We start from the raw sequence: 18226 nt of genomic DNA, 5'->3' as shown, positions 1-18226 counted from the left end.
GCGTCTCCTCGTTCATATCGGTCCTCATGGCGCGCCTACTCCTGCGCCTCGGCCGCCGGCTTCGGGGCCTTCGCGCGCATATAGGTTTCGGCCGACACGTCGCCTTGGTTGTCGATGGGGAAGCTCAGGTTCGACCAATGCTCGTTGCGCAGGTTGACGGTGTAGCCCTCGTCGGATTGCACGGGCATCTCATCCACGAACGTGATGGCCTTCATCGGGCACACGCAAACGCACGCCTGATCGCCGCCGGGACCGCCCTCGCGGTTCCAGAACGGCGTGTCCTTGCACAGGTCGCACTTCTGGGCATGGCGCTCCTCGAAGTTCCACTGCACGCGCGAGGGCGTGAAAGGGCACCCCGAGATGCAGCGCTGGCAGCCGATGCACTTGCCCGCATCCACCGTGCGCACGCCCGTGGCGGCGTCGGCATGCATGGCGCCGGTCGGACATGCCTCCACGCACCCGGGGAACGGGCACTGGCGGCACTGGTCCTGCGCCGTGTCGTCGGGGAATCCCGCGAGCGCGCTCTTGGCCACTTGGATGCGCGAAAGCGCCAGGTTCTCCTTGCCGGTGTGCACAAGCGAGCACGTGAGCATGCACGACTCGCAGCCGGCGCATTTCTTCGTGTCGACGAGCAGGTAGCCTTGGCTCGCCGGGACGGCGAACACGTCGTCGGGAAGCGCGACGGCAGCCGCGGCTCCGCCGAGGAGCGCGCCGATGCCCAGGCCGCCGACGCCCGCTAGGAACCGGCGGCGCGACACGCCCGGGGCGTGCGTTTTCGGAGCGTTTTCATTGCTGGTCATAGCGGCTCACACCTCCTTGACGGGATCGACGGCGGACGCGGCCTCGGCGGACTCGGGCTCGTCCGCGACGCGGCCGGCCTCCTTGAGACGGCGCATCCAGATCTTGTGCTCGTGCTCGGCCTCGCCGCGCGGCATCCAGCCGGTGAGCATCGAGGGGAACGTCTTCCACGCCATGGGGGCGACGGCCGCGAAGAACACGTGCGCCAGGAAGAACAGCAGCATGAGCGCGGCGGCCAGGTCGTGGGTCCACGTGATGACGTTCATGAAGGGGTCGGGCAGCGTGAGCACCACGTGCGCGAGCGCCTTCACCAGGCCGGACACGATCAGCAGCACCGAGCAGCCGAGCGCCATGAGGTAGGCGATCTTCTCGCTCTCGAAGTACTTGTCCTCCTCCACCGGCGTGAGCTTCTTGAAGCCCAGCTTGCGCCCGTAGTGGTGCACGGTGGTGACCACGGCGTCACGCGAGGGCAGGTGCTCCTTGAAACGGTGGCTCGAGATGATGGTGTTGCCCAGGTAGAAGAACGTCCCGAACAGAAACGAGACGCACGCCACGAAGTGCACGTTCATCCACAGGACGGCGTCGGGGCCGTCGGCCACGAACGCGGGCGTGAAGCGCAGCCCCATGACGATGCCCGACACGAGGCACACGGCCACGCCGAGGGCATGGGTCCAGTGGGACACGCGGGCCGGCGGGTCGTGCCGGTAGACCCGATCCCCCACGATCATCGGATCGCGCCGCTTGACGAGCGCCGCGCAGAAAAGGCCCGCGAACGGCGCCAGCGCCACGAGCCACGGCAGTTGGTCGAACCAAGGCATAGATGCTCCTTCCATAACGGATCGGCTCGGCATGCCAATCCCCAGAAGCATCATAGGGAGAAGGCGCAGGCGCTCGAAAGGCTTGCACCCGCAACAGGAAGAACGTCCGGCGGCGAACGGCGAAATCGGGGGATTTCTTCCGCAAACGGCTCGATCGGCGGGGATGAGCGGCGCGCGCCGTTCACCGCTTATGGGACGTTTTCGACCGCATATACGAATCCCACGCTACCGCGAGAGGAATTTAATCGGGGAAAACCCTTTAATTATGCAAACTCGATGCATAAAAGAACCCTTGAGAACGGCCGCGCGGGGCGTCGGCGAAGGCGTGCGCGACATGCCCCGCAAACCGGTTCCCGAGGGCGGGAGCCTTGCGGTCCGCCGAACCCGAACGGCATGATAGCGGCGGCGAACGGCGGTGCCTAACGCGCGCTCACCAGCAGGGATTGATAGGCCACCTGCACGACGGCGCCGTGGCCCGCGCGCGCGACGACGGCCGCGAGGGAGTCGCCCGGCAGCCGGTAGGTGTTGTTGTTCTGCGAGACGTGCATGGCCACCACCTGCTCGAGCCCCGCGTGCAGAAGCGTCCCGAGCTCGTCGGCGGCCTGGGCGTTGCTCAGGTGGCCCACGTCCGAGCCGACGCGGCGCTTCACCGGGTAGGGATAGGGGCCGTCCTTGAGCATCTGCACGTCGTGGTTGCTCTCGAGCGCGAGGATGCGCGCGCCGGCGAGCCCCTCGTGCGCCTCGCCCGTCACGATGCCCGTGTCGGTGACGAAGCCCACGACGTCGCCGCCTTCGGCCTCGAGGCGGAACCCGCAGGATGCGGCCGCGTCGTGCGAGGTGCGGAAGGCGTGCACCTGCATGCCCGCGAGCGAGAGCGCGTCGCCGGCCGAGAACGGCCGCAGGTCGCACGCGCCCTCGAGCGCGCCGACTTCCTTGCTGGCCGCGCGCACGGCATCGTCCACGTAGACGGCGGGCGCGATGCCGAGCTTCGCCAGGCCGCGCAGCACCACGCCGAGGCCCTTCGTGTGGTCGGTATGGTCGTGCGTGACGAGTATCGCCGCCAGCTTGGCCGGGTCGAAGCCCGCCTCGCCGCAGCGGTCGAAGAAGTCGCGCTTGCACACGCCGCAATCGATGAGCACGCCCGCGCCCGTAGCCTCGTCCACCACGAGGGCCGCGTTGCCGCGGCTGCCGCTCGCCAGCACATGCAGCGCCAGTCTGTTCTCCATGGATGCCGCTCCCGCCCCGTCTCTCGCCCTGTTTCCGCCCCCGATTGTACCCGAAGCCGACCCGCGCGCGCCCAAGCTCTACGGATATAATGGACGCGTCGTCGAAGGAAGGCAGGAGACCATGGACATCGACTCCGCAGCCGCGCTCGCCATCGCGCGGGCCGCCGCCGCAACCGAGGAGTACGCGGAAAGCCCCGTGCCCGCCGAGGTGGCGGGATCGCTCGAGCCCGAGCTCTCGGCGTTCGCCTTCGTGGGCCCCGGCATCCGCAACCGGCTGCTCGAGCACCTCCCGCACGCTTCCGAGGTCGACGCCGTGCTCCAGGCGAGCTGGGCCGCCGCCCGCGAGGCCGGCGCGCTGCGCTTCTACGAGGGCAAGGTGGTCTTCCCCCTCTTCGCGATGCGCGCCGACGGCGAGACGCCCATCGAGGTGTCGCTGCGCGAGGGCGATCCCGAGCGCTCGGGCGGCAAGCCCTGGTACGCGAGCTACGTGAACGCCTACGTGGCCCCGCACGCCGCGCAGGCGGTCGCTCCCAGCAAGGCCATCGAGCAGTTCGCCTGGTTCGGGCCGTGGGACGAGCTTCTCGGGCAGCTGGCCGAGGCGGCGCTGCCCGAGCCGTGGGACTTCGGCGGGCCCGACGAACACGGGCACCGCTTCTCCATCCTGAACAGCTACTTGAGGACGACGTTTTACCGCCTTGAGGCCGAGGGCAAGATCCGCGTCGCCGAGGACCGCTCGTTCGCCGCCTTCAACACCGGGCTCGTGGACAGCCGCTTCGACGACATCTGCGCCTGCTTCGAGCCGGGCTTCGGCACGTTCGAATGGAGGTTCGTCGGGTTCGCCGCGTCGGGCAGCCGCGCGCTCAAGAAGCGCGTCATCCGCAGCTTCAACCCCCTGCCCCAGCCCGCGCGCTACTTCGACCGGCTCGAGGACCTGCTGTTCGACCTCGACCGGGCCCTCGTCATCGACTACGACCACATCCTGCTCGACAACATCGGACGCTTGCCGCTCGCGTTCTTGGACTCGGAGCTCGACGGCTCGGCCGAGGCCTCCAAGCTGGTGCGCGCGCTCGACGCGGCGGGTCCCGATGAGCGCGAAGGGCTGCTCGAGGAGCTCGCCGACGTCGTGGACACCGACTCGCGCCTGTTCAGGCGGCTGCGCAACCGCATGGAGGACGCCGTGGACATCGCGCGGCGGCGCGTGCGCTGGAACTTCAAGACCGCCATCCCCTCGTACTACCCGCGCGCGAACGCGATGAGCCTGCTTCTGCCGCTGAGCCTGATCGACGACGCCCACGTGGACGCCGCGCTCGTGGTGCAGCTCACCGAGTCGGGCAACTACCAGGGGCAGACCATCCTCACGATGGAGCAGGCCTACAAGCACGCCCGCGTCATCTGCCGCCCCGACAGCGACTGGCTCACCCCGCTGAGCGCCTGAGCGAAGCCGCCCTTTGTCTCCCGAGCGAGCGGAGCAGCCCCCTTGTCATCCTGAGCGAGCGGAGTAGCCCCCTTGTCATCCTGAGCGAGCGAAGTAGCCCCCTTGTCATCCTGAGCGAGCGAAGCGAGTCGAAGGATCCCCCCCCCCCCCCGCCCCCCCCCGCCCCCCCCCCCCCCCCCCCCCCCCCCCCCCCCCGCGCCCCCCCCCCCCCCCCCCGCCGCCGAAGGATCCCCCCCCCCCCGCGGCGCCAGCCGAACCCGCTACAGCTCCTCGATGATGCCCGTGACCAGGCGCGCGAAGTCCGCTTCGCGCGTCTTCGCCACGTCGAGCACCTCGAGGCCGGTCGGGCTCGCGCCCTCGATGCCGCAGCCCATGTTCGACACGAGCGAGATGCCGAGCACCCGCATCCCGACGTGCCGCGCGGCGATGACCTCCTCGCACACGCTCATGGCCACCGTGTCGGCGCCCCACGAGCGGAACATGCGGATCTCGGCCGGCGTCTCGAAGCTCGGGCCGAGCGCGCCCAGGTACACGCCCTCCTGCACGCGGACGCCCCGCTCGGCGGCCACGTCGTGGGCGATGGCGCGCAGCTCGGGATCGAACGCGTCTTTCATGCTGAAGAAGCGGTCCGAGAGGTTGGCCGGGTCGGGCGCGGCGATGGGGTTGCGCCCTGTGAAGTTGATCTGGTCGCTCATCAGGCAGAAGTCGCCCACCTGGTAGTTCGGATTGAGCGCGCCGGCGGCGTTCGTGGTGATGAGCGTGCGCACGCCGAGGCGCTCCATGAGCCATATCGGGTACGCTACCTCCTGCGCGTTGTTGCCCTCGTAGGCGTGCAGGCGGCCCTGCATGGCCAGCACGCATTTCCCGCCGAGCGTGCCGCAGACGAAACGCCCCACGTGCCCCTCGGCCGTGGACGTCTTCATGCGCGGCACCTCCACGTAGGGGATGCTCACGGCGTCGGCGATCTCGTCGGCGAGCGGGTTCAAGCCCGAGCCCAGCACGAGGCCGATCTTCGGCTCGCGCCCGTCGAGGCGCTGCTTGACCACATAGGCCGACAGCGTCAGGTTGTCGTCGAGGATGTTGCGTTCCAGCATGGCCGACTCCTTCGTTCGCACGTTTCGCCCCATTATAGCGAAGCCGCGCGCTTCCCCGCGATACGTTTGGAAGCACACTGTCGCCCGGAAAACACGGAATCGGGCGCTGAGGCGTGTTTTTGGGGCGACAATGCCCCTATGCCGAAGGGCGGCGGCCCGTCAGGACGCGGGGGCGGCCGGCGAGGTCGCGGGCGATGCGGACGTCGGAGAAGCCGGCCGCGCGCGCGAGGGAGGCAGAGGAGTCGAGGCAGGTCTCATGCAGCTCGAAGGCGAAGGCGCCGCCCGGCTTGAGGGCGCGCGCGCACCAGGGCAGCAGACGGCGCAGCACGTCGAGGCCGTCTTCCCCGCCGTCGAGGGCGAGCGCGGGCTCGAAGTCGGCCACCTCGCGCGGGATGTCGGCCAGCACGGCCGTGGGCACGTAGGGCGGGTTCGACACCACGAGGTCGAGCGCACCCACGGCCTCGGCGGGGACGCCCTCGCCCAGGTCGCACGCCACAACCTCCACGCGGTCGGCCAGCCCGAGCGCTTCCGCATTCTCGCAGGCCAACGCAACGGCCTCGGGCGCGATATCGGTGGCGAAAACGCGCGCGAGCGGGTGCTCGTAGGCGATGGAGCAGGCGATGCAGCCCGATCCCGTGCAGAGGTCGGCCACGAGGAGCGGCTCAGGCGCGGACTCGGGCTCTTCGGGCGCCCCATCCCCTTCTTCATCCTCATCATCCTTCGCGCGCGGTCGCGGCGTGGGGGGCAGCAGGGCCAGGGCCTCGCTCACCAGCACCTCGGTCTCCGGGCGCGGAATGAGCACGCCGGGGCGCACCTTCACTGTGATGTGGCGGAAGCCCACTTCGCCCGTGATGTACTGCAAAGGCTCGCCCCGGCCGCGGCGCGTGACGTAGCCGCGCAGCACGTCGCGCTCCTCCATGGACAGCGGGCGCTCGAAGTTGGCGTACACCTCGATGCGCGACAGACCGCACGCCTCGGACAGCAGCCACTGCGCGGACAGCCGCGGGTTCTCGTCCCCCTTGCGCTCGAGATACCCGACCGTCCAGTCGAGCGCCGCCTTGATGGTCCAGATGTCGTTCTCCATGACCGCTTCCCCTTCAAACTTCAACGGCCGAATCTTGCAGGTGCCGATACCGCCCTGCCCTCGTCGAGACTCTGCCTCAAAACGAACCTTCGGCTTTTCGCGGCTCGAAGTCAGCGTTTTAACCGTCCTGAAGCTCATTCCCGGCTTGCCAGCCCATCGCGCCGCGACCCTCTCGGAAGAACGCCAGGTCAGGCGCATGACGTTTACTGGCATTCCAAGGCTCGACCGAAATCGAGAGCCCCGGCACGGCAAAAAAGCTTCAAAGCGGCCAAAACTGTGACTTCGCCGCCCAATTTTCCGCATGCAGCCGAATTCGCAGGCCCCTCGGAAAACCTACACCGCTTCTTCCAGCTTCTGGGCGCGGTCGGCGGCCTGGAGGGCGGTGATGACGTCGCCCAAACCGTCGCCCAGCAGCACGCCGTTGTAGGTGCCGTTGAAGCCGATGCGGTGGTCGGTCACGCGATCCTGCGGGCCGTTGTACGTGCGGATCTTCTCCGAGCGGTCGCCCGAGCCGATCTGCGCCAGGCGTTTGGCGCCCTCGGCTGCCTGCTGCTCGGCGAGCATCTTCTCGTAGAGGCGCGCGCGCAGCACGGCCATGGCCGCGATCTTGTTCTGCAGCTGCGACTTCTGGTCCTGCGACTGCACCACCAGCCCGCTCGGCAGGTGCGTGATGCGCACGGCCGAGTCGGTGGTGTTCACGCACTGGCCGCCCGGGCCGCCGGCGCGGTACACGTCGATGCGCAGGTCGTTCTCGTTGATGTCGACCTCCACCTCGTCCACCTCGGGCAGCACCGCCACGGTGGCCGTGGACGTGTGGATGCGCCCCTGGCTCTCGGTCTTGGGGACGCGCTGCACGCGGTGCACGCCGCTCTCGAACTTCATGACCGAGTACACCTTGTCGCCCTTGACCTTGAACTGGATCTCCTTGAAGCCGCCGGCCTCGGAGGCCGACACGTCCATCGTCTCGGTCTTCCAGCCCTGCGACGCGGCGAAGCGCTCGTACATCTTGTAGAGGTCGCCCGCGAAGATGGCCGCCTCGTCGCCGCCGGCGGCCGCGCGGATCTCCACGATGATGTCCTTCTCGTCGGCCGGGTCGGCCGGGATGAGCATGAACTTGATGTCCTCCTCGAGCGCGGGCAGCTTCGCCTCGATCCCGGCGATCTCCTCCTGCGCGAACTCGCGCATGTCGGGGTCGGCGAGCATCTCCTTGGCCTCGGCCAAGTCGTCTGCGGCCTGCACGTACTCGCGCGCCCTCTTCGCGAGCGGCCCCTGGCTCGCGTACTCCTTGGCCAGGCGGTTGTACTCCTTCTGGTCGGCGAGCACGGCCGGGTCGCCCATGCGCCCCTGCAGGTCCTCGTAGGCCTGGATGATCTTCTCGAGCTTCTCTCGCATATCGGTCTCTTGCATGTGAACGCTGCCCTTCGCACGTGGTATGGTTCCGCCCCGGCGCGACCCTGCGCGCCAAGAACGCCCGCCTCCAGCATGCGGAAGCGGGCGCTTCGCTGTAACCGGTTCATGATAGCAGATGAACCGGCCGCATGCACCTCTCGTCAGATGGCCAGGTACTCGGCGGCCTCCTCGGCGCAGAGGGCGCCGTCGGACACGGCGGTGACCACCTGGCGCAGGCCCTTCGTGCGCACGTCGCCGGCCGCGTAGACGCCCGGCACCTCCGTCTCGCCCGACTCGTCGGCCACGATGTAGCCCGTCTCGTCCAGCGTGAGCGCGCCGTCCAGAAACTCGGTGTTGGGCTCGGTGCCCACGGCCACGAACAGGCCGTCCACGGCGATGTCGCGCTCCTCGCCCGTCTCGAGCATCTCCACCCGCACCCCGGCCAGCATGCCCTCGTCGGCCACGAGCCTGCGCGGCACGGCGTTCCACACGAACTCGAGGTTGGGCAGGTCCTCCAGGCGCTTGTGGTAGATGGCGGTGGCGCGCAGCTTGTCGCGGCGGTGCACCAGGTACACCTTCTTGCAGATGCGCGACAGGTAGATGGCGTCGGCCGCGGCCGTGTTGCCGCCGCCCACCACCATCACCGTGCGGTCGCGGAAGAAGTTGCCGTCGCACGTGGCGCAATACGACACGCCGCGGCCCTGCAGCTCGTCCTCCAGCTCGAGGCCCAGCTTGCGCGGGCGCGCGCCGGTCGCGATGATCACGCTCTTGGCGCGGTACTCCTTGAAGGCGGTCTTAAGCAGCTTCGGGTTCTGCGTGAAGTCGACCGCCACCACCTCCTCGCCCACGTGGTTCACGCCGAAGCGGTCGGCCTGCTGCTTCATGGCGAAGGCCAGCTCGAAGCCGTTCGACCCTTCGGGGAAGCCGGGGTAGTTCTCCATGTGCTCGGTCTGCGCGAGCTGCCCGCCCGGCGCGATGCGTTCGAACAGCACTGCGTTCAGCCCCGCGCGCGCCGCATAGAGCCCTGCGGTGAGCCCGGCCGGCCCGGCGCCGATGACGGCGACGTCGATCACATCCCCGTCCGCCGCCTTGCACGCGGCAGACGTCTCGTTGTCCTGCAGTTCCTCGGTCATGATGCCTCCCTGGTTCGCGTCGTTTTACGCCCAGTATAGGGCACGGCGCTCAATTGTCATCGAAATGGAAACAGTTCGCGCAAAATCTCCCGGTCGGCGGACGGCTCACCGGGACGCAGGCAGCAACGGCCCTCCGCTCCATGCCTTCATCGACTCCCAATCGGAAGGAAAGCCGAGCTTCTCTTTGGGCACGTCCTCGTACTCTTCGAGCAGGGCTTTCACTTTGAGGCCCCACGAATGTCCCGGCTTTATGCAGCTCAGCATGTAGTTGAAGACCGTGAGCACGGCAAACGTGCGATGGGAGTCGGCCTCGAAATCCGTCCAATTCCTCGGAACGGCCGGGGCGACGCCCCAGATACGGTTCCAGACGCGCGAATGATGGCAGCACGCATTGCGCGCAACGCGCGCAACCGACAGCCAGCTTTTCATGACCGGGACCTTGACCGCGAACGCATCCGCCACAGCCACCCTTGCCTCGACCGGAATATGGCTGTACAGCGATTCGACTGTGCCCATCGAAACGACCTCCATCATCATCCAGTAGGGAGGGAGTTCGTGGCTATCGCCGTACAAAACGTCGAAATGCTTGATGAACTGCTCGGTTCTTCTTGCTTTGCGGTATTCGTTCTTCAACCGAGGAGCATCCTCGTCTGGATAACCGAACGGTCCTGCAGCAGCCGCCATCAGGCAGGCAATACGATTTTTGACGAACACCTCGATTCTCTCGACCGCATCGAACATGAGCAGACGGAGCTTCTTGTCGAACACGTACGTACGCCACACGAAAGCGAAATCAGTGCCCGGCCGAAAGATGCCCTCGCCTTTCTCGTTCTTCGTCTTATAGGGGAACCAATAGGCTGAAAGCCGATAGTACCCAACCTCTTCGAGGTGCTTGACAAGGCGGCCGCGATCGCAGATCAACCCCTTCTTCTCGATAAGCAGATCAGCTTGCTCTTCCACTGACAACCAGGGTTTTTCGTATCGCATGGCGCCTCCAAAAAAAGAAAGAGCTGGAGTTGCGCATCGTTGAGAGGCGATCCAGCTTTAGCGGTTCAATGATACGGTGAAGCGAACCATCGGTCAAGCCCGCGTTTCGCTCCGTCGAAGCGGGATTTTCGCTCCCCCTTCCAAGTTTTTGCGCGCAATGGACGAATTGCTACTAGAATGAAGGTATATCCACCTGGGCTTTCTTCGATCTCAGGAGGAAGAAACGGCGCGGAATCGGCCGTCCCGAGCCGCGGAATCGTCCATTGCGCGCCTTTTTTCGGGAAGAGGCCGCGGAAACGCACGCACGCGGGAGCGCTACGGCAAAGTGACGATTCGGCGCAGGCTCGCCCGCCGGGCGTGCGCCGCGCTACCATGTGCGCGACCCCGCGAGGAAGGAACATCCATGACGAATGCCTCACCGCGCAGACCCGATGCCGGCGCGCTGCCCGAAAGCCCCGACGACCTGCGCACGCTGCATCTCGCGGGCGGCTGCTTCTGGGGGCTCGAGGCCTTCCTCAAGCGTCTGCCGGGCGTGCGCGCGACGGTGGCGGGCTACGCGAACGGCTCCACCGAGAACCCCACCTACCAGGACGTATGCCGTTGGAACACCGGGCATGCGGAAACCGTGGCCGTGGCCTACGACGCGCGCGTGCTGCCCACCGACGTGCTGCTGGACGCGTTCTTCGAGACCATCGACCCCACGAGCGTGAACCGCCAGGGCAACGACCGGGGCACCCAGTACCGCACGGGCATCTACTGGACCGACGAGGCCGACCTGCCCGCCATCGAGTCGGCGCTCTTGCGCCAGCAGGCGCGCTACGACAAGCCACTGGCCGTGGAGGTGGAGCCCCTCGACGGCTTCTACCCCGCCGAGGACTACCACCAGGACTACCTGGGGAAGAACCCGGGCGGCTACTGCCATGTGGACCTGGGCCGGGCCGACGCGTTCGTCCGGCGCATGGGGCTCGCCGAAGGGCGCGCGTGCCGCGAGGCCGACGGGCTGTGCGAGCCCGAGAGCGTCCCGTGCGCGCCCGAGCCCGCCGCATCCTTCGACGCAGAGACGCCCGCCGCCTCGCGCGAGGATGCCGCCGCGCGCATCCGCGAGGCCGGCTACGCCCCCGCCCCCGACGACGTGCTGCGCCGCGAGCTCACGCCCGAGCAGTACCGCGTCACGCGGCTCGCCGCCACCGAGCCGCCGTTCCGCAACGCCTACGACCGCACGTTCGCGCACGGCATATACGTGGATGTGACCAGCGGCGAGCCCCTGTTCGCCAGCAGCGACAAGTTCGACTCGGGCTGCGGATGGCCGGCGTTCACGCGCCCCATCGCGCGCGGCGTCGTGACCGAGCGGCTTGACCGGAGCCTCGGCACCCTGCGCACCGAGGTGCGAAGCCGCGCGGGCGACGCGCACCTGGGCCACGTGTTCACCGACGGCCCCGCCGAGGCGGGCGGCCTGCGCTACTGCATCAACAGCGCGGCGCTGCGGTTCGTGCCCTTTGAGCGCATGGACGAGGAGGGCTACGGCTACCTCAAGCCCCTCGTCGAGCGCGAGGCGGCCGCAACCGCCCGCTAGCAGCCCTCGCGCGCCGGCTCGGGGGCGCGCCGGCGCTCGCGCGCGCGGTGCCGGTAGCGTAGAAGCGCTCCGGCCACGACGGCCAGGACCATCTGCACGACGGTCACCGAGAACCAGATGCCGTCCAGCCCGAACAGCGCCGCCATGCCGAACACCACCACGACCACGAGCGCCGCCTCGCCGTACACGATGGCGTTGGAGGCCTTCGCGTCGTCAACCGCGTAGAAGTACGACGTGGACGCGTGCGTGAAGCCGTAGAACACGTACGCCGTGGAGAACACCGGCAGCGCCCACGCGATGAGCCCCGCCGTGGACTCCGACGCGCCGAACAGAAGCGGCACCTCGTCGCGCAGAAGGTACATGGCCGCAAGGCCCAGCACGCCCAGGCTGATGGTGATCAGGTAGTTCGTGTTGCGGAAGCGCCGCACGCCGTCGGCGTCGCCCGCGCCGTAGTGCTTGGAGATGAGCGGCTGGCTGCCGTCGCCGACGCCCTGGATGAGCATCTGGATGACGCAGGCGGTGTAGGACACCACCGCGTAGGCCGCAAGCGCCGTCTCGCCGCCGTAGACCGCCAGGTTCACGTTGATGGCCACCACCGTGGCCTCGGGCAGAAGCGTCAGGCCGAACGGCGCAAGCCCCAGCTTGAGCGCATGGCCGGCAATGCGCGCGTCGGGCTTGAGGTCGCGCAGGGCGATGCGGTTGCCCTTGCGCAGGAAGAACGCGAGCACGAGGAAGAAGGCCGCCACTTGCGAGAGCACCGTAGCCTCGGCGGCGCCCGCCGTGCCCGCGCCCAGCAGGATGACGAACACGTAGTCCAGCGCCACGTTCATGAGGCCGGCCAGCACCTGCACGGCCATGGCGTAGCCCACCTTGCCCTGGTTGCGGATGAGCGGCGTGCAGCCCGTGACCACGATCTGGAACGGAACGCCCCACGCGATGACAGCGATGTACGCGCTCGCCTGGGCCAGCGTCTCGCCGCGCCCGCCCAAAAGCTCGCATATCTGCCCGCCGAACGCGAACAGGAGCGCCATGATGGGCACGGCCGCCACGACGAGCATGAGAAACGTGGTGCCCACGGCGCGGCGGGACCTCGCCTCGTCGCCCGCGCCGCGCGCGATGGACGAGATGACGCCGCCGCCCATGCCGATGCCCGTGCCCACCGCCATGATGAGCGCCACCAGCGGAAAGGCCACGTTCACGCCGGCCAGCCCCGCGTCGCCCACCGCGTGCCCCACGAAGATGCCGTCGACGATGCTGTACACGCCGGCCAGCGTGAACGTGAGCATCGTGGGCAGGATGTACTTGAGGTATTCCCTCAACATGCTTTTCGTGATCATGATGTCGCTCCGCTACGTGATTTGCCAAAGATTTATATCGCATGGTACTCTAAACCTTAAAGCTGCTTGAAGGTCAAACCTGCATTCCTGAGGATTCTCCGAATCTTCAAACGACGCGGAGGAGGAGCGCCATGGGCGCCGCCCGGCACTACGACATCAAGGACGCGGCCCGCTTCCTGCGGATCGCGCCGTCCACGCTGCGCTACTGGGAGAGCCAGGGCCTCGTGCGCGCGGGACGCGGCGAGCAGAACGGCTACCGGCGCTACTCGCTGCACGACCTCATCGAGGCGAGCGAGATCGCCTTCTACCGCAAGCTCGGCGTGCCGGTGCGCGAGCTGGAAGGGTACCGGGCGCTCTCGGCGCGCGGGCTGGACGAGGCGCTCGCCCGCACCGAGGACGACGTGGAGCGCCGCATCGCCGAGCTCGAGGCCACGCGGGCGCGCCTGGCCCGCCAGCGCACGCTGAACGTCCGCCTCGAGGAGCTCGAGCGCGCGGGCATGCGGCCGAGCGCGCCGGCCCTCGAGAGCCTGAGCGCCATCGACTACGCCACGCCCGCCCCCTGGAAGCTGCTCGTGGAGGAGCCGTGGAACTACGGCGTGCTCATCCGCGCCGACGCGCCCGGTACCGTGCTCGAGGCGGTGGCCGACGCGCGGGCGGGCGCGGGCGAGGCGCTGTGGAGGCGCTCCCCCTCCGACGACGCGTCCACGTGCCGGGAATGCCTGCTCAAGGTGTCGCCCACCGCCAGCGAGAGCAACGCCGCGGAGCTGTTCGCCGAGGCCGCGCGCCAGGGCGTGGAGCCTGAGGCCGTCGTGGGCAGCTACCTGCTCACGGCCACCGACGACGCCGGTCGCTGGGACTACCACCGCGCCTGGGTGGTGGGGGCCCGCCAAAAAGAATAGCGGATGGCGGGAACGCTCCCCCGCCATCCGTTTGCCGGCTAGCGCCTCGCGCGGCGGGCGACGCTCAGCACGGCACCGGCGAGGCCGGCCAGCACGACGGCCGCAAGCGCGAAGGGCGCGACGGCGTCGCCCGTGGGCGCCAGGTCGGACGCGCCCGAGCCGTCCGACCCGCTGCCGGAGCCCGAGCCGCCGCCTGAGCCGCCTGAGCCGGACGCCTCGGCCACCGTGAACGCGGTCTCGGCGATGCCGTCCTCGAAGACGAGGCGCAGCGTGTGGGCGCCAGGGGCCAGCGTGGCCAGGTAGGCGGGCTTCAGCATCACGATGGTGGAGCCCTCCGTCACCGTATAGTTCGAGGGGTCGACGAGCTTGTCGTCCACGTAGGTTTCGCGGTGCTTGTCGATGTCGGCGTCAACGCGCACGCTCAGGCCCTCGTCGGAGCCCTGCTCCCACGAGCCGTTCTGCCCGTTGAGGATGGGATAGGGCGCGGCGGTCACCGTGTAGGCCTGGTCCGTCAGCACGAGGCCGTCCGCCGGCAGGGCGTAGTTGGGGGCGTCCGCGAGCGAGGCCACCTTCACCGTCGCGTCATCATGGGGTCCGACAGCCGACGCCGAGGGGTAGGACACGCTCGAAGCGGTCGCCTGGATCTCGCCGGAGAGGATGCGGCCGCCCGACAGGGTCACGGCCACGTTCGTAGCCGTAAGCGTGCGCTGCGGAACCGCGGCCAGCTGGGCACTTGAGGTGTTGTCAAGCACGCGCGGCGTGACGATTACGGCGCCCTGCGCCACGACGTCCTTCGCGGCGGAGTAACCCGAGCCCTCCTCCACATCGAACATGACCGCGTAGGCGCCCGCATCGATGGGAGCGCCCTCGATGGGCGTCGCGCCCTTGAGGTAGCGCAGGTTCGTCGCGGCGCCGACGCCGTCCTTCGAAGCCACCGAGGCCCCGTGCCCCGCACCGTCGTACTCGGCCGTGACGGGGGTCGCGACGAACTGGTCGACGGTGGGAACGGGCTTCTCGGACACGTTGTAGTCCTGCTCGGTGAGCATGAGGCTGTCGCCGGGCAGCCGGTAATTCGAATCGGCCGGAAGCGGCGCGAGCGTCACCTTGCCGTCTTTGTGCGGCCCGAGCACGTCCGCGGAGGGGAACCTGATCTCGGAGGCCGTAGCCGTCACCTTCTCGCCCGGCACGATGTTGCCGCCGGTGAGCATGACGGACACGTTCTGGGCGCTCGTGGCGTCGCGGATGGTGCCGAGGCCGGAGGCCGCCTCATCGCCGTTCAGCTCGCGCTTCTCGATGGTGAAGGTGCCGCCGTCGAGGCCCTGGGCGTCCCAGAACTTCGTGCTGTCGGCTACGTCGATGAGCACCTGGTACGTGCCGGCGTCCTTGGGGACGATGGACGTGGCATCGCCGCCATCCTTGGCGTACTTCACGGTCGCGGCGCCCATGTCGGGACTCTTCGGCGTGACGGAGACCGGATGCTCCTGGCCGTCGTACCCGATGTCGGCCAGGGGCCCGATGTCGAAGTCGGCAGCCTTGGGCGTTCCCTTGGCAAGCACCGTGTACTCCCGATCCTCGAGGACGAGGTTGGCAGCGGTGTAGTTCGTGCTGGTCAGCTCGATGGCGCTCACCGCAGCGTCCTGGTAGGTGTTCGCGCCGTTGGCGGAAGAGGGATGCGTCACCGTCGCGGTGGCGTCAAGGGGGCTGTCTCCGGAAAGGATGGGGCCGCCCGTGAGCTTGATCGGCGTCTTCTCGATGGTGCCCGCGCCCTGGTAGACCTCGGGCAGGGCCGCCTCAACGCTCGTGTCGAGCGCGATCGGGCTGATGACGAGCTCGCCGAGGGAGAACGATCCGGCCTCGTACGCCGTTCCCTGGGCCACCTTGAAGGTGACCTCGTACGTGCCGGCGTCCTTGGGGGCGGCGGTCGCGGGCGGCTCCTCGCCCTGGGCGTAGTAAACGGTCACGGCACCCATGCCGGTCAGGCCCGCCTTCGCGGTGACGGAGACGGGCTGCTCGGCGCCGTTGTAGGCGACGGGGCCCGTCGGCATGCTGTTCTCAAAATCGCTCGCCTTGGGCGTTTTGCGATTCACCGTGTACGACTGGCCATTGAGGATGAGCCCCTGGGCGGTATAGCGGGGGTCGGTCAGCACGATGTCCTTCACCACCGCGTCCGCATGGTCGCCCGCAGCCGTACCCGAGAGATACCGCACCGTGGCAGTGGCGGTGAGAGGATCGTCCTTGGGAAGGATGCTGCCGCCCGTAAGCTCGATGGACTTGTCGGGCTCGACGGTGGTGCCGGCCTCGACGCTTCCCAGCGTCGCGGTCACCCCCGTGAGCGCGCGCGGCACGATGGAGAAGGTGCCGGCATCCAAGCCCTTTTTGGCCTTGTACGCCACACCGTCGGCCACGTCGAAGGTGACCTGGTACGTGCCAAGCTCCGTCGGAGCCTCCTTCGTGGGAGCGCCGCCGCCCTCCTTGGTGTAGAAGACGGTCACCTCGCCCATGTTTTCCGGATTCTGCTTCGCCTTTATTTCGGCCGCCTGGGGCCCGCCGCTGTATTCGGCCTCATGAGTGGACGAGTCCCCCGGCAACGTGATCGAGAAGTCGGTGAGGGCTGGGGTCATCTTCTCGAGCACTTCGTAGAACTGACGCTCCAGCTTTATCCCCTCGGGGAGCTCGTAGTTCTTGCTGTCGAGCTGAATCTCCGACACCGTAGCGTCGTTGTGAGAAGTCGTCGGATCAGTCCCCCAAGGATACTTCACCGAGGCGGTAGCCTCGAGAGGCTCGTCGAACCACGGAATGTTACCGCCTTTGAGCTTGATTGCCGCGTTCGTGCTTTCCGTAGTGCCTTGGTATATGGGCGACAGAACGGCATACAGCCCCTCACTGATCAGCTCGTACGGGGAAATGGCGAAGGAGCCCAGGGAGGCCCTGCCGTTGCCCTTGTAGCTCGGGCTATCAGCCGCGTTGAAGACAACTTCGTAGGTGCCGGCGTCCTTAGGGGCAGCGGACGAGGCGTCGCCGCCGTTCTTGACATAGCTCACCCCGGTCACCGCGCCCACGAAGTTGTTTTTGGGCACAACCGTGACCCGACGCGTCGCTCCATCGTACTCTCCATTCGGCAGAGACGAAGGCGACACGATGTAGTTCTCCAGCGAGAAGGGCTCCTGATCCCAAACGGCGGAGAACGCGGCAGCGGAGCCGTCGGATACACCGGTTTGGCCGAATATCACCGGATTGCCGGCGGCATCGATCCAGCCTTTCGGAGCGCGGCTGTCCACCTGGCCCGGATCGGACACGGTGCCCTCCACCTTGGCGAGCGCAGGCCCCGTGTTGCGCACCTCCCAATCGAACAGCGCGTAGGCGCCCGACACCGGCTTCGCGAGATGCCAGCCCGCGCCCTGCGGGTGCGTCCACTGCCCCGAGGCCATAGCCCCCGTGCCCCCGATCTCCCCCGCGCTCACAGGCCAGGCACCCTCATCGAGCGAGAACCCCTGCCCCAGGTTCACCGCCGCAAGGGCGTCGCAGCCTTGGAACAGGTTCGCCCGATTCGCACCGCTTCGAGCGATGGCGCCCGCCATATCGACGGAGACGAGCGATGAGCAGCCGGCGAACAGCGAACCCATGTCCGTCGCGTTCGCAGTGTCGAAGGACGAGAGGTCCAGGTGCGCAAAGCCCGCGCCCGCGAACAGGGAGCCCATGCTCCCCACGTTCGCGGTGTCGAAGGAGGAGAGATCGGCGGTTTTCAGCGCCGTGCAGCCCTCGAACATGCCGGCCATGTCGGTGACCTTCGAGGTGTTGAAGCCCGAGAGGTTGAGGTCGGCGAGAGCCGCGCAGTCTTTGAACATGCCGTTCATGCTCGTCACCTGCGCGGTGTCGAACGACGTGAGGTCGAGCGCGTCGAGCTTCCTGCAACCCGAGAACAGCGAGCTCATGTCCTCCACGCTCGAGGTGATGAACTTGGAGACGTCGAGGCTTTCGAGCGAGGAGCAGCCCGCGAACATGCCGCTCATGCTCTTCACGCGCGTGGTGTCGAACTTCGTCATATCCAGCGACACGAGCTTCTCGCAGCCGGAGAACATATCGGCCATGCTCTCCACCAGCGAGGTGTCGAAGTGATCGCCGAAGGTGACGGTGGCGAGGCTGGCGCAGCCTTTGAACATGCCGGCCATGCCCGTGACCCCTTCGTACGGCTTGCCGTCGAGGTACGACCGCGAGGTGTCGAGGCCGGAGAGGTCTATTTCCTCCACCTTGTCAAGGCTGGCGAACATGCCATCCGCCGAACCGTATTTAAACGTTATCAGATTGCTTCCCGAAGATTTGAAGACGATCTTCTTGACTTCATCCGTGTTGGGACGCTGCGGGCTCGTGTCTCCCCAAGGAATGTTTGCGTCCAGCTGATGCCCGCCGCCGCTCGGCGCGACCGTGAGCGTGTCGCCGCTCACATCCCAACTGC

The 18226-nt window shown here is 67.8% G+C and carries 13 protein-coding genes; 3 read left to right on the top strand and 10 right to left on the bottom strand.

Annotated elements, in window-relative coordinates:
- Positions 1–35 precede the first annotated feature (35 nt).
- From FX134_RS00945 to FX134_RS00935, 3 genes are all read right to left on the bottom strand, one after another.
- Positions 36–800 carry a 4Fe-4S dicluster domain-containing protein gene (locus tag FX134_RS00945; protein WP_080797111.1) on the bottom strand — a complete coding sequence of 255 codons (765 nt, stop codon included), beginning with the start codon at positions 798–800 and terminating at the stop codon, positions 36–38.
- Positions 801–806: 6 nt separating this feature from the next.
- Complete coding sequence (locus FX134_RS00940) at positions 807–1616, bottom strand: cytochrome b/b6 domain-containing protein (RefSeq protein ID WP_080797110.1); 810 nt, start codon at positions 1614–1616, stop codon at positions 807–809.
- Between the two features lie 419 nt (positions 1617–2035).
- On the bottom strand, positions 2036–2842 hold the full coding sequence (locus FX134_RS00935) for an MBL fold metallo-hydrolase (RefSeq protein WP_080803610.1): 807 nt from the start codon (positions 2840–2842) through the stop codon (positions 2036–2038).
- Between the two features lie 121 nt (positions 2843–2963).
- Between FX134_RS00935 and FX134_RS00930 the strand changes: the two genes are divergently transcribed.
- Entirely contained in the window at positions 2964–4277 is a 1314-nt protein-coding gene (locus FX134_RS00930) for a DUF3825 domain-containing protein (RefSeq protein WP_172623324.1), read from the top strand.
- A 260-nt stretch (positions 4278–4537) separates the two neighbouring features.
- Here the strand turns inward: FX134_RS00930 and FX134_RS00920 are convergent, their stop codons facing one another.
- From FX134_RS00920 to FX134_RS00900, 5 genes are all read right to left on the bottom strand, one after another.
- A complete protein-coding gene (locus FX134_RS00920; protein ID WP_080797108.1) occupies positions 4538–5371 on the bottom strand; it encodes a purine-nucleoside phosphorylase in 834 nt (277 codons plus the stop codon).
- A 136-nt stretch (positions 5372–5507) separates the two neighbouring features.
- Positions 5508–6455, bottom strand: coding sequence for a peptide chain release factor N(5)-glutamine methyltransferase (gene prmC, locus FX134_RS00915; protein ID WP_080797107.1), 948 nt, complete (start codon positions 6453–6455; stop codon positions 5508–5510).
- 333 nt (positions 6456–6788) lie between these two features.
- Positions 6789–7862, bottom strand: coding sequence for a peptide chain release factor 1 (gene prfA, locus FX134_RS00910; protein WP_267900868.1), 1074 nt, complete (start codon positions 7860–7862; stop codon positions 6789–6791).
- 143 nt (positions 7863–8005) lie between these two features.
- Positions 8006–8977: a thioredoxin-disulfide reductase gene (gene trxB, locus FX134_RS00905; RefSeq protein WP_080797106.1), complete on the bottom strand. Its 972-nt coding sequence runs from the start codon at positions 8975–8977 to the stop codon at positions 8006–8008.
- A 105-nt stretch (positions 8978–9082) separates the two neighbouring features.
- Positions 9083–9964, bottom strand: a complete 882-nt coding sequence (locus FX134_RS00900) for an Abi family protein (RefSeq protein WP_080797105.1) — start codon at positions 9962–9964, stop codon at positions 9083–9085.
- Positions 9965–10367: 403 nt separating this feature from the next.
- Between FX134_RS00900 and msrB the strand changes: the two genes are divergently transcribed.
- On the top strand, positions 10368–11537 hold the full coding sequence (gene msrB, locus FX134_RS00895) for a peptide-methionine (R)-S-oxide reductase MsrB (protein WP_080797104.1): 1170 nt from the start codon (positions 10368–10370) through the stop codon (positions 11535–11537).
- On the opposite strand, the gene FX134_RS00890 is transcribed toward msrB, so the two are convergent.
- Positions 11534–12874, bottom strand: coding sequence for an MATE family efflux transporter (locus FX134_RS00890; RefSeq protein ID WP_080797103.1), 1341 nt, complete (start codon positions 12872–12874; stop codon positions 11534–11536). The two genes, msrB and FX134_RS00890, sit on opposite strands and share 4 nt — an antisense overlap.
- A 131-nt stretch (positions 12875–13005) precedes the next feature.
- Between FX134_RS00890 and FX134_RS00885 the strand changes: the two genes are divergently transcribed.
- Positions 13006–13773, top strand: a complete 768-nt coding sequence (locus FX134_RS00885; RefSeq protein WP_080797102.1) for a MerR family transcriptional regulator — start codon at positions 13006–13008, stop codon at positions 13771–13773.
- Positions 13774–13811: 38 nt separating this feature from the next.
- On the opposite strand, the gene FX134_RS00880 is transcribed toward FX134_RS00885, so the two are convergent.
- Positions 13812–18041, bottom strand: a complete 4230-nt coding sequence (locus FX134_RS00880) for a BspA family leucine-rich repeat surface protein (RefSeq protein ID WP_080797101.1) — start codon at positions 18039–18041, stop codon at positions 13812–13814.
- Between the last annotated feature and the right edge of the window lie 185 nt (positions 18042–18226).

The organism is Arabiibacter massiliensis (assembly GCF_902386925.1).
GTDB classification, from domain to species: domain Bacteria; phylum Actinomycetota; class Coriobacteriia; order Coriobacteriales; family Eggerthellaceae; genus Arabiibacter; species Arabiibacter massiliensis.
The sequence above is the reverse complement of the archived record's forward strand: the minus strand, read 5'-3'. Positions and strand labels throughout refer to the sequence as shown.

What these genes read in the sequence shown, in the direction of transcription:
- FX134_RS00880 (WP_080797101.1), bottom strand. Translation starts at nt 18,041, where the DNA reads ATGTTCGCCAGCCTTGACAAGGTGGAGGAAATAGACCTCTCCGGCCTC.
- FX134_RS00930 (WP_172623324.1), top strand. Translation starts at nt 2,964, where the DNA reads ATGGACATCGACTCCGCAGCCGCGCTCGCCATCGCGCGGGCCGCCGCC.
- msrB (WP_080797104.1), top strand. Translation starts at nt 10,368, where the DNA reads ATGACGAATGCCTCACCGCGCAGACCCGATGCCGGCGCGCTGCCCGAA.
- prfA (WP_267900868.1), bottom strand. Translation starts at nt 7,862, where the DNA reads ATGCAAGAGACCGATATGCGAGAGAAGCTCGAGAAGATCATCCAGGCC.
- FX134_RS00920 (WP_080797108.1), bottom strand. Translation starts at nt 5,371, where the DNA reads ATGCTGGAACGCAACATCCTCGACGACAACCTGACGCTGTCGGCCTAT.
- FX134_RS00885 (WP_080797102.1), top strand. Translation starts at nt 13,006, where the DNA reads ATGGGCGCCGCCCGGCACTACGACATCAAGGACGCGGCCCGCTTCCTG.
- prmC (WP_080797107.1), bottom strand. Translation starts at nt 6,455, where the DNA reads ATGGAGAACGACATCTGGACCATCAAGGCGGCGCTCGACTGGACGGTC.
- FX134_RS00945 (WP_080797111.1), bottom strand. Translation starts at nt 800, where the DNA reads ATGACCAGCAATGAAAACGCTCCGAAAACGCACGCCCCGGGCGTGTCG.
- FX134_RS00940 (WP_080797110.1), bottom strand. Translation starts at nt 1,616, where the DNA reads ATGCCTTGGTTCGACCAACTGCCGTGGCTCGTGGCGCTGGCGCCGTTC.
- FX134_RS00935 (WP_080803610.1), bottom strand. Translation starts at nt 2,842, where the DNA reads ATGGAGAACAGACTGGCGCTGCATGTGCTGGCGAGCGGCAGCCGCGGC.
- trxB (WP_080797106.1), bottom strand. Translation starts at nt 8,977, where the DNA reads ATGACCGAGGAACTGCAGGACAACGAGACGTCTGCCGCGTGCAAGGCG.
- FX134_RS00900 (WP_080797105.1), bottom strand. Translation starts at nt 9,964, where the DNA reads ATGCGATACGAAAAACCCTGGTTGTCAGTGGAAGAGCAAGCTGATCTG.
- FX134_RS00890 (WP_080797103.1), bottom strand. Translation starts at nt 12,874, where the DNA reads ATGATCACGAAAAGCATGTTGAGGGAATACCTCAAGTACATCCTGCCC.